The 10,305-nt window shown below is 40.2% G+C and carries 10 protein-coding genes, 1 tRNA gene and 2 rRNA genes (1 of these 13 only partly in view); 1 reads left to right on the forward strand and 12 read right to left on the reverse strand.

Going from position 1 to position 10,305, the window contains the following annotated elements; all coding sequences use genetic code 11:
- Positions 1 to 116: 116 nt before the first annotated feature.
- Positions 117 to 401, forward strand: coding sequence for an AbrB/MazE/SpoVT family DNA-binding domain-containing protein (locus tag AC0OM3_RS13585; RefSeq protein ID WP_000843036.1), 285 nt, complete (start codon positions 117 to 119; stop codon positions 399 to 401).
- Between the two features lie 20 nt (positions 402 to 421).
- Here AC0OM3_RS13585 and rsmI read toward each other — a convergent pair whose 3' ends face one another.
- From rsmI to AC0OM3_RS13645, 12 genes are all read right to left on the reverse strand, one after another.
- On the reverse strand, positions 422 to 1,297 hold the full coding sequence (rsmI, locus tag AC0OM3_RS13590; protein ID WP_000267817.1) for a 16S rRNA (cytidine(1402)-2'-O)-methyltransferase: 876 nt from the start codon (positions 1,295 to 1,297) through the stop codon (positions 422 to 424).
- Entirely contained in the window at positions 1,266 to 1,556 is a 291-nt protein-coding gene (locus tag AC0OM3_RS13595) for a GIY-YIG nuclease family protein (RefSeq protein ID WP_000414352.1), read from the reverse strand. The genes rsmI and AC0OM3_RS13595 overlap by 32 nt, the downstream gene beginning before the upstream one ends.
- The gene (locus AC0OM3_RS13600) at positions 1,543 to 2,283 is read right to left on the reverse strand and encodes a tRNA1(Val) (adenine(37)-N6)-methyltransferase (RefSeq protein ID WP_001055366.1); all 741 of its coding nucleotides are present in this window, start codon (positions 2,281 to 2,283) and stop codon (positions 1,543 to 1,545) included. Before AC0OM3_RS13600 ends, AC0OM3_RS13595 begins: the two co-directional genes overlap by 14 nt.
- Positions 2,284 to 2,365: 82 nt before the next feature.
- Positions 2,366 to 2,716: a DNA replication initiation control protein YabA gene (gene yabA / locus AC0OM3_RS13605; RefSeq protein WP_000412063.1), complete on the reverse strand. Its 351-nt coding sequence runs from the start codon at positions 2,714 to 2,716 to the stop codon at positions 2,366 to 2,368.
- Between the two features lie 14 nt (positions 2,717 to 2,730).
- Positions 2,731 to 3,558: a PSP1 domain-containing protein gene (locus tag AC0OM3_RS13610; protein ID WP_000272429.1), complete on the reverse strand. Its 828-nt coding sequence runs from the start codon at positions 3,556 to 3,558 to the stop codon at positions 2,731 to 2,733.
- 5 nt (positions 3,559 to 3,563) lie between these two features.
- Positions 3,564 to 4,547 (reverse strand): DNA polymerase III subunit delta', encoded by a 984-nt coding sequence (gene holB, locus AC0OM3_RS13615; RefSeq protein WP_000169564.1) that lies wholly within the window; start codon positions 4,545 to 4,547, stop codon positions 3,564 to 3,566.
- Between the two features lie 35 nt (positions 4,548 to 4,582).
- On the reverse strand, positions 4,583 to 5,209 hold the full coding sequence (gene tmk, locus AC0OM3_RS13620) for a dTMP kinase (protein ID WP_000677219.1): 627 nt from the start codon (positions 5,207 to 5,209) through the stop codon (positions 4,583 to 4,585).
- A 1-nt stretch (position 5,210) separates the two neighbouring features.
- Positions 5,211 to 6,632 carry an aminotransferase class I/II-fold pyridoxal phosphate-dependent enzyme gene (locus tag AC0OM3_RS13625; protein ID WP_074594811.1) on the reverse strand — a complete coding sequence of 474 codons (1,422 nt, stop codon included), beginning with the start codon at positions 6,630 to 6,632 and terminating at the stop codon, positions 5,211 to 5,213.
- Positions 6,633 to 6,703: 71 nt separating this feature from the next.
- Positions 6,704 to 6,883 carry a sigma factor G inhibitor Gin gene (locus tag AC0OM3_RS13630; protein WP_000776279.1) on the reverse strand — a complete coding sequence of 60 codons (180 nt, stop codon included), beginning with the start codon at positions 6,881 to 6,883 and terminating at the stop codon, positions 6,704 to 6,706.
- 189 nt (positions 6,884 to 7,072) lie between these two features.
- Positions 7,073 to 7,188 (reverse strand): 5S ribosomal RNA (rrf, locus tag AC0OM3_RS13635).
- 48 nt (positions 7,189 to 7,236) lie between these two features.
- Positions 7,237 to 10,159: ribosomal RNA gene (locus AC0OM3_RS13640) — 23S ribosomal RNA — on the reverse strand.
- A gap of 80 nt (positions 10,160 to 10,239) precedes the next feature.
- Positions 10,240 to 10,305, reverse strand: a tRNA-Ala gene (locus AC0OM3_RS13645); it runs 10 nt beyond the window's last position.

Here is a 10,305-nt window from a genome sequence, read left to right on the forward strand (position 1 = left end):
ATTGACGGAAATGTAAATGATTGGTATCATATGTCCATAGGGTATTTTGTCGAAAAATGACGAATCTAAAAATAGACTCGAAACTTATAAACTATTTATTTAGGAGGAAAAAAATTATGAAATCTACTGGTATTGTTCGTAAAGTTGATGAATTAGGTCGTGTAGTAATTCCAATCGAATTACGCCGTACTTTAGGTATTGCAGAAAAGGACGCTCTTGAAATCTATGTTGATGACGAAAAAATTATCTTAAAGAAATATAAACCAAACATGACTTGCCAAGTAACTGGTGAAGTATCTGACGGTAACCTTTCTTTAGCTGAAGGTAAAATCATCTTAAGCAAAGAAGGCGCTGAGCAAATCTTAAACGAACTTCAAGATTATATCGAAACAGCAAAATAAGCTTCTCAATTATGAGAAGCTTATTTTTTATCGACATGATAGATTTGATATACATCTCTTTTCGACAAATCTCGATCTTTAGCGACTGTTTTAATCGCTTCTTTTGAATTCATACTTTTTTCATTTATATAGTGTTCAATATGATCATATACCGAAAGAGATTCCCACCATTGTTCTTCTGGAGCTGGTTCTTCTGTTGAACCTGCTACTAAAATACAAAACTCACCACGTACTTCATTTTGCTTCGTCCACTCAATTGCTTCTTCGATTGTTCCTCGAATAAATTCCTCAAATTTTTTCGTTAACTCTCGACATAATACAATCTCTCTATTTCCCAACACTTCCTGCATCGAAATTAAAGTATCATCTAAACGATGAGGCGCTTCATAAAACATCATTGTAGTTTGTACATAACGAAGCTTTTCTAACTCCATCTTCCGTTCCTTTTTGTTTCTCTGCAAGAAACCATAGAAATAAAACTGCTGTGTTTCAAGGCCGGATGCAATTAATGCTGTAAGGGCTGCATTTGCTCCAGGAAGCGGAATTACATGGTATTGCTCAGCTACTGCCTCAACAACAATATCGTAACCTGGGTCAGAAATACACGGCATACCAGCGTCACTAACAAGTGCTATATTCTTTCCATCCTCTAATTTCTCTAATAGTTTCTTCCCACTTACTTCTTTATTGTGCTCATGATAACTCGTGACAGGTGTTTCAATTTCAAAATAATTACAAAGTTTTTTCGTTTGTCTCGTATCTTCAGCAGCAATTAAATCAACTTCTTTTAAAATTCGGATTGCACGAAATGTCATATCTTCTAGATTTCCAATAGGAGTTGGTACTAAATATAAAACTCCCTTTTCATTTTGTTGAAAGCTTTTTTGTTGCCACATAGCGTTCTCCTTTTTGCATATATGCCTCTTTTTGTTTTCTCGTTAATTGCTTAAAGTAATACTCCGCTTGCATAGCTGTACGCTTATCATTGTGGGTCTCTACATATTTTAAAACGACAGGAAGCCTGGCGCGTGTATACCTAGCTCCTTTGCCGCTATTATGAGTCTGAATTCTCTTTTCTATATGGTTTGTATATCCAGCATAATAACTTCCATCAGAGCACTCTACCACATAAAAAAAATGCTTATTCTTCTCCATATAAAATTGAACGTAGCTCCTTTGTATATTCGTTATTGTTCTCATATACAACGAGAGGTGGTAAAATTTTTAAATCTGCATTTCCATCCTTAATTCCTTCAATTAACAATGTATTTGCTTCTTTTCCAACCTTAGGATAAACAAATTGCACACGCTTTGGTTCAATTTTATATTTACGCATTAATGTGACAATGTCTAGTAATCGCCCTGGACGATGTACAAACGCTACTTTCCCACCTTGTTTTACTAACTGACTACTTGCAGATACAACATCTTCTAATGTACACATAATTTCATGACGAGCTATCGCTAAATGTTCATTCATATTTTTCTCTGAAGTTTGAGGTGTTTGAAAATATGGTGGATTACATGTAACAACATCATATTGATGACGCCCAAGTTTCTCTGGCATATCTTTCAAATCTCCATGTATGAGGTGAATTCTTTCTTCCAACCCATTGTATTGAACACTTCTTACTCCCATATCATATAAGCGTTCTTGAATTTCCACACCAGTAATATTTCCTTTTGTTCTTGTACTTAATAGAAGGGGAACAACCGCGTTACCTGTACACAAATCAAGTAAATTCCCCTTTTGAATTGGTACCCATGCAAAATCTGCAAGTAAAACGGCATCTAAAGAAAAATTAAATACTGATGGGCTTTGTATAATCTTCATGTCTTGTGCTAATAAGTAATCTAAACGTTCATCTTCATATAAATTCATATACTGCTCCTTTTCTTACCCTTAACCTACCCTATTTCATGTATAAAAAATTACCTTTCCAATTATAATTGGAAAGGTAATTTCACTTTTTATTTAAGAATGACAGACAGAATAAACAATCTCCCTCTTTACGTACACTTCCATAATGTAGATTGCAAATATGAAAACCTTCTTGATACAGTCTCGCTAAATTGTCATAGCCTTCACCAATATCTGTTTTCGGCTTCACTTCTTTACGTTTTTGAGTTTTTTGTTTTTCTTTATTCTGCACTTCTTCAAAACGGTGTCGCAAATTGTTATTTTCCATTTTTATATGCTGGTTTTCTTCCAACAACTCTGCAAGATGCTGTTTTAACTCTCCCAACTGTTTGTATAAATGTCCAATTTGCTCTTCCATACTAGAAACCGATTCAAAAATATCTTTTTTCTCCACAAGCACCCACCTCATTAATCTGTGGTTTGACTCGAAACGACCCCTTTATTTACTAACTCATCTAACGTATATTCTACTATCCGTTCCTTGTCTACTAGTTCCACTTGAATTAATCTTTCTAAAATATTTAATCCGATAACACGGCCAGTACCATGCGGGGTTTGTATACGTTGATCTAAATCAGGAAGTTGTTCCTTTGCTGCCTCATATTCATCATTCTCATATTTTAAGCAACACATTAAGCGACCACATAAACCAGAGATTTTTGCAGGATTTAATGATAAATTTTGATCCTTTGCCATTTTAATGGATACAGGTTCAAAATCCCCTAAAAAAGTAGAACAACAAAGCATACGACCACATGGACCAATACCACCTAGCATCTTCGCTTCATCACGAACACCAATTTGTCTTAGTTCAATTCTTGTTCTAAAAATTGCGGCTAAGTCCTTCACTAGTTCGCGGAAATCGATCCGACCATCCGCAGTAAAATAGAAAATAATCTTATTACGATCGAATGTATACTCTACATCTACAAGTTTCATATCAAGATTATGCTCTACTACCTTTTGTTGACAGACTTGATATGCTTCTTTGGCAGCATGTTTGTTCTCTTCAACAATGGTACGATCATTTTCATTTGCAATACGAATAACCTTTTTTAGCGGTAATACAACGTCGTTTTCATCAACTTGTTTTTTGGTAATAACTACTTTTCCGTATTCAATACCTCTTACCGTTTCTACAATGACAAACTCATTTTCAGAGATATCGAACTGATTTGGATCAAAGTAATATACCTTCCCGGCCTTCTTAAAGCGAACACCTACTACATCATACAAAACGGTCATCCCTCCTGCAACCGCAACACTAACTGTTCGAACACAAGCTGCGCATTTACATTAGCGTTGATTCTATTTTTTGCCTCTAATATATTAAAGAGAGCTGATACAATGCGCTTCTGAGCATAGGAAAACGATTCAAACATCTCTTTCTGCTCATGAAAAACAAGACGATCTTCTTCTCCAAGTTGAACATATAATAAATCCTTATAAATAAGGAGTAACATATCTAAACCTTGCTGTAATTGTTCTTTCTCTCCAAAGTGTTTTCCCCATTTTTCTTGTACAAAAAAAATAGAGGTTTTATCTTTTTCGAGCGCTTCACATAATTTTATCACTAAAGCTCGTGCTTGTGCAAACCATTCATCACTACATAAAGCTAAAGCTTCATCAAAACTATTTGTAAGTTGAGCAGCAAGTGTCGATAAAGATGCTGTAATCCCTTCATCCTGTAATCTTCTAATTAAAGATTCCGTAGGTAACGGTCTAAACGTAACAACTTGGCAACGAGATAAAATCGTATTTAAAATTTGATGACTTTGTTCAGTAAGTAAAATAGCAGTTGTATCACTACTTGGTTCTTCTAAAAATTTCAAAAGTGTATTTGCCGCATTTGCTGTCATACGATCTGCATGCTCAATAATATATAATTTTTTATTTGCTTCTAATCCTGTTTTTGAAAACTCTTCTTGTAAATCATGAATTTGCTGCTTCTTAATAGATAATCCGTCTGGTTTTACAATATGTAAGTTAGGGTGGTTACCTGAATCAATTCGCTTACAGTTTGTACATACATGGCAGGGCTCTACCCCATTTCGCTCAGAACAGAGGAAACTCTTTGCCATTTGAATTGCTGTCGCAAACTTTCCTGTCCCTTTCCCTCCCTCTAACAAGTAAGCGTGGGATATACGCTCTTTTGCAATGCTATTCATCAACATTTTTACACCGATGGGTTGTATAGCAGAAAGCTGCTCCCACGTCTTCGTCATAATGCATACCTCACTTATTTCATTCTTTCCTTCTATTATAACAATTTATCTTCTATAAGCTGAACAACTTCTTCTATAAGTTTTTCCATCGGCTGATCAGCATTTACCAATACAATACGATCCGAGAAACGTTCTACAACTTGTAAATACCCTTCGCGCACACGTTTATGGAAAGAGATATCTTCCATATCTAGTCGATTTACTTCACGTCCTGCATCTTTTTCAATCCGAGCCAAACCAACCTCAGGCTCAATGTCTAGATAAATTGTTAAACTAGGCATACAGTCCTCTGTTGCGAAACGATTTATTTCAAATACCTTATCCATACCCAATCCTCTTGCATAGCCTTGGTATGCTAAAGAGCTATCTATAAAACGATCACATAACACGAGGTAGTTCTCATTAAGTGCTGGCATAACTTTTTCTACTAAATGTTGTCTGCGCGCAGCAGCATAAAGAAGCGCTTCTGTACGTGCTTCCATCATCGTATATTCTTGTTTATGTAAAATCGTCCTAATGTCCTCAGAAATTGCAATACCGCCTGGTTCCCTTGTCGCCATTACCTTTTGTGCTTTTTGTTCAAAATATGGCAATAAGCTTTTAATTAACGTTGTTTTACCTGAACCTTCTGGGCCCTCAATTGTTACAAATAATCCCTTCATCCTAAAACCTACTTTCTATATCATACACTTTCATATATTTCGTATTCCCTTGAAAACGAGCTCCTGCTCTCTCTAAATACATAATTTGCTCTTTATGCTCTGAAGTAATTCTCTCTCCATACATAATCAATGGAATTCCAGGTGGATACGGAATCACCATTTCCGCCGCTATCATTCCAACAGCCTCTTCTATAGATACTATCTTTGTTTCATATACGTCTAGTTGTTTATACGTATACGGTAAAAGAGAGAATTCACCTTTATAAGTATAACGAATAGATTCCCTCTTGTCTTTCACCTCATAATGTTGCAATGCTACTCGGATCATCTCTATAACCTTCATATATCCCTCATTTACTTGTAAGGGTAAAATAAATAGGACATTGTACGGATCAGCCATCTCTGTATATATACCGACCTTTTCAAATACAGACTGTAATTCGTACCCTGATAACTGACAACGAGTTTGTACGGTGACCTTTAACTCATCTTGCAACGGATATTCTAAAATGGCGATTTGGGGAATAGAACGTAATTGTTCCTTAAATCTTCGTAAAAACTCAACAATTTCACTGTGACCTTCTTCTTTTATACGCGCCATTGTAAAGCGTGCTATATCCAAGGAAGCCATAATTGGATACGATGGACTACTAGATTGTAGCATACTTAAATAAGTAGTAACCTTCTCTTCGTCTACTAAGTGACTATTTATATGTAAATAGGAACCCATTGTCATTGCGGGTAATGTTTTATGTGCAGAATGAACTACAATATCTGCACCATATGTTAATGCTGACTTCGGGAATGGTTCTCCCAAGCACAAATGTGCCCCATGTGCCTCATCTACCAAAACAGGGATTTTATGTGCATGTGCAAAAGCGATGCTTGCCTCTAGATCCATACCCATACCATAATAATTAGGATGCGTTAAAATGAGTGCTTTCGCATTTGGATACTTTTCAATTGCTTTCTTAATAATTTCGTTACGAACTCCCACCGGTACGTTATAAGCTTCATCAATCCATGGATCTAAAAAAATGGGATTTGCTCCCGCAAGTTTTAAAGCATTAATAATTGATTTATGGCAATTTCTTTGTACAAGAACAATATCATGTTCCCCGCAACAAGACAAAATCATTGCTAAGTTCCCGACTGTTGAACCATTAATTAAAAAATAGCTCCTCTTTGTATTATAAACTTCAGCCAATAATTGTTGTGCCTCATCTATACATTCAAACGGACTATGCAAATCATCTAGTCCTGCTAACTCAGTTACATCAATAGATAGAATATCTTTAAACTCTCTTATTGCCTCCTGAGGGAAGTTTAAACCATTCTTATGACCTGGAACATGAAAGGATAACGGCCCTCTTTCTTTAAACTCTATTAACGCCTCATATAAAGGCATACGATTTTGATTCATCTATATCTCTTCCTTATTATTCATTCTCTATCTATTATACAGAACAAAAAAAATAATAGGCATATGCCTATTTAAAAATATGATACTTCTAATTTTCGAAGCTGCTTTAAATAATGTATATATTTCGGATCATCTGTCTCTGTATTCACCATATCCTTTTCACATTCATAGCATATTAAATTATTATAAACATATATACCTTCTTTTCTTTTTGTCTCACAAACAATACAAACTTCACTTTGTAATTTCATAACCTTCCCTCCCTATTTAAGTGAACCTATTTTATACTTCTAATCCTTAACAATTTACAGAAAAATATACACCCATCTTTTATATAATATGATTAACTCTTGGGCAACGTGTTTGTATTACCATTACTTCTTTCCTATTCTTTTTAACAATACAAAAAAACACAAGTCAAATGACTTGTGTTTTTAGTTGCTTGGCGACGTCCTACTCTCACAGGGACAAGGTCCCAACTACCATCGGCGCTAGAGAGCTTAACTTCCGTGTTCGGTATGGGAACGGGTGTGACCTCTCTGCCATCATCACCAAACTATGAAGGCATATTCCTTCAAAACTAGATAACATTGCTTCATATTATATGGTTAAGTCCTCGATCTATTAGTATTCGTCAGCTCCACATGTCACCATGCTTCCACCTCGAACCTATCAACCTGATCATCTTTCAGGGATCTTACTAGCTTACGCTATGGGAAATCTCATCTTGAGGGGGGCTTCATGCTTAGATGCTTTCAGCACTTATCCCTTCCGCACATAGCTACCCAGCTATGCCCTTGGCAGAACAACTGGTACACCAGCGGTGCGTCCATCCCGGTCCTCTCGTACTAAGGACAGCTCCTCTCAAATTTCCTACGCCCACGACGGATAGGGACCGAACTGTCTCACGACGTTCTGAACCCAGCTCGCGTACCGCTTTAATGGGCGAACAGCCCAACCCTTGGGACCGACTACAGCCCCAGGATGCGATGAGCCGACATCGAGGTGCCAAACCTCCCCGTCGATGTGGACTCTTGGGGGAGATAAGCCTGTTATCCCCGGGGTAGCTTTTATCCGTTGAGCGATGGCCCTTCCATGCGGAACCACCGGATCACTAAGCCCGACTTTCGTCCCTGCTCGACTTGTAGGTCTCGCAGTCAAGCTCCCTTATGCCTTTGCACTCTACGAATGATTTCCAACCATTCTGAGGGAACCTTTGGGCGCCTCCGTTACACTTTAGGAGGCGACCGCCCCAGTCAAACTGCCCACCTGACACTGTCTCCCGGGTCGATAAGACCCGTAGGTTAGAATTTCAATACAGTCAGGGCGGTATCCCACCAGCGCCTCCACCGAAGCTAGCGCTCCGGTTTCAATGGCTCCCGCCTATCCTGTACAAACTGTACCAAAATTCAATATCAGGCTACAGTAAAGCTCCACGGGGTCTTTCCGTCCTGTCGCGGGTAACCTGCATCTTCACAGGTACTATAATTTCACCGAGTCTCTGGTTGAGACAGTGCCCAAATCGTTACACCTTTCGTGCGGGTCGGAACTTACCCGACAAGGAATTTCGCTACCTTAGGACCGTTATAGTTACGGCCGCCGTTTACTGGGGCTTCAGTTCAGAGCTTCGCTTACGCTAACCCCTCTCCTTAACCTTCCAGCACCGGGCAGGTGTCACCCCCTATACTTCGCCTTACGGCTTCGCAGAGAGCTGTGTTTTTGCTAAACAGTCGCTTGGGCCTATTCACTGCGGCTTTCCGTTAAGAAAGCACCCCTTCTCCCGAAGTTACGGGGTCATTTTGCCGAGTTCCTTAACCAGAGTTCTCTCGCACACCTTAGGATTCTCTCCTCGCCTACCTGTGTCGGTTTGCGGTACAGGCACCTTTTATCTCGCTAGAAGCTTTTCTTGGCAGCGGGGAATCAAAGACTTCGCTCCATAAGGAGCTTCCCCATCACAGCTCAGCCTTTATGATAAGCGGATTTGCCTACTTATCAGCCTAACTGCTTGGACGTGCACAACCAATCGCACGCTTCTTCTATCCTTCTGCGTTCCTCCATTGCTCAAACGATAAAGAGGTGGTACAGGAATATCAACCTGTTGTCCATCGCCTACGCCTGTCGGCCTCGGCTTAGGTCCTGACTAACCCTGAGCGGACGAGCCTTCCTCAGGAAACCTTAGGCATTCGGTGGACGGGATTCTCACCCGTCTTTCGCTACTCATACCGGCATTCTCACTTCTAAGCACTCCACCAGTCCTTCCGGTCTGACTTCACTGTCCTTAGAACGCTCCCCTACCACTGATACCATTCGGTATCAATCCGCAGCTTCGGTGGTGTATTTAGCCCCGGTACATTTTCGGCGCAGAGTCACTCGACTAGTGAGCTATTACGCACTCTTTAAATGGTGGCTGCTTCTAAGCCAACATCCTAGTTGTCTAAGCAACTCCACATCCTTTTCCACTTAATACACACTTTGGGACCTTAGCTGGCGGTCTGGGCTGTTTCCCTTTTGACTACGGATCTTATCACTCGCAGTCTGACTCCTAAGGATAAGTCATTGGCATTCGGAGTTTGACTGAATTCGGTAATCCGATGAGGACCCCTAGTCCAATCAGTGCTCTACCTCCAAGACTCTTACACTTAAGGCTAGCCCTAAAGCTATTTCGGGGAGAACCAGCTATCTCCAGGTTCGATTGGAATTTCTCCGCTACCCACACCTCATCCCCGCACTTTTCAACGTGCGTGGGTTCGGGCCTCCATTCAGTGTTACCTGAACTTCACCCTGGACATGGGTAGATCACCTGGTTTCGGGTCTACGACCACGTACTAAACGCCCTATTCAGACTCGCTTTCGCTGCGGCTCCGCCTCTTCAGCTTAACCTCGCACGGGATCGTAACTCGCCGGTTCATTCTACAAAAGGCACGCCATCACCCGTTAACGGGCTCTGACTATTTGTAGGCACACGGTTTCAGGATCTCTTTCACTCCCCTTCCGGGGTGCTTTTCACCTTTCCCTCACGGTACTGGTTCACTATCGATCACTAGGGAGTATTTAGCCTTGGGAGATGGTCCTCCCAGATTCCGACGGAATTTCACGTGTTCCGCCGTACTCAGGATACATTCAAGAGAGAACGAAGTTTCGACTACGGGGTTGTTACCCTCTACGACGGACCTTTCCAGGTCGCTTCGTCTACCTCGTTCCTTTGTAACTCCGTATAGAATGTCCTACAACCCCAAGAGGCAAGCCTCTTGGTTTGGGCTATGTTCCGTTTCGCTCGCCGCTACTCAGGAAATCGCATTTGCTTTCTCTTCCTCCAGGTACTTAGATGTTTCAGTTCCCTGGGTCTGTCTTCCTTACCCTATGTATTCAGGTAAGGATACCATACCATTACGTATGGTGGGTTTCCCCATTCGGAAATCTTCGGATCAAAGCTTACTTACAGCTCCCCGAAGCATATCGGCGTTAGTCCCGTCCTTCATCGACTCCTAGTGTCAAGGCATCCACCGTGCGCCCTTTCTAACTTAACCAAACTAAAAATTAAAAAATATGAGCTACACTGTTATCTAGTTTTCAAAGAACATACCATTTGCTATTTAAAATAGCTTTTTGGTGGAGCCTAGCGGGATCGAACCGCTGACCTCCTGCGTGCAAGGCAGGCGCTCTCCCAGCTGAG

The organism is Bacillus sp. FAU20, assembly GCF_056033865.1.